Origin of the sequence: Pseudoflavonifractor sp. 524-17 (assembly GCF_009935845.1) — a bacterium.
In the GTDB taxonomy this organism is placed as follows: domain Bacteria; phylum Bacillota; class Clostridia; order Oscillospirales; family Oscillospiraceae; genus Pseudoflavonifractor_A.
The window spans coordinates 1-754 of the sequence record NZ_QWEK01000141.1 but is presented as its reverse complement, the minus strand read 5'-3'; the positions used below and the strand labels follow the sequence as shown (position 1 = coordinate 754).

Here is a 754-nt window from a genome sequence, read left to right as displayed (position 1 = left end):
CGGCCCTCATAGACCAACAGATTGCTCTTGAAGGTTGGCTCCTTGTCAAAAGAGGCCACGCCTGTTTTGAAGCAGCAGTTGGCAGTTTTACACTGTAATCCTAATGTTAGGATTAGCCATGTTACCTATAGGAAAATAAAATCCAAAGGATTATATAAAAAGGTTGGAAATGAGCATAGTTTAAGGGAAATCCTTAGGATTAAAATAATTGAAGATCAGCCAGCTTTCAAATTATAATAGAGCCATCAACTGAAAGGAGGTTTTCAGCGATGGCTCTATTGTTTTATGTGCCGAAAACAAGAGGAGATTCAACGTTTTGGCATCATGGAGGGATAACCTATGGAAAGTAAATATGTGATACTGGGCTGGCAGCAAGACCTATATGATGAATATCTGGAATTTCGGAAGAAAAGTCACAGTTGCGCCCCATCTACGGAGAAAACCATTCATGCGGCAATTTTCAGTCTCTTTAATTATATGAATAAACTGGGAATGAAATCTCTTTCAGATATTTCTGCTATTGATTTAAAAAACTGGCACATCAAGTCGGAGCATTCATCGGCGAGGGCAAGAAATTTATATACTTCTCAACTACGTATCTTTTTTGAATATAGTGATAGTACTTGAAAAAGCACAAAGCGAAGTAGTATAATGAAGATATGAGTTATCCAATAAAGTACAGAGAAGGAACAATAGAATATCGCAAGGAAGGGCATACGTTGGAAGAAACAAAAGCAACTTTTAAAGTATCAAT

1 protein-coding gene is annotated in these 754 nt (G+C 37.1%); it reads left to right on the top strand.

From position 1 onward, the window contains the following. Positions 1–339: 339 nt before the first annotated feature. A complete protein-coding gene (locus tag D1159_RS19025) occupies positions 340–627 on the top strand; it encodes a hypothetical protein (RefSeq protein WP_161847140.1) in 288 nt (95 codons plus the stop codon). Positions 628–754: the final 127 nt, after the last annotated feature.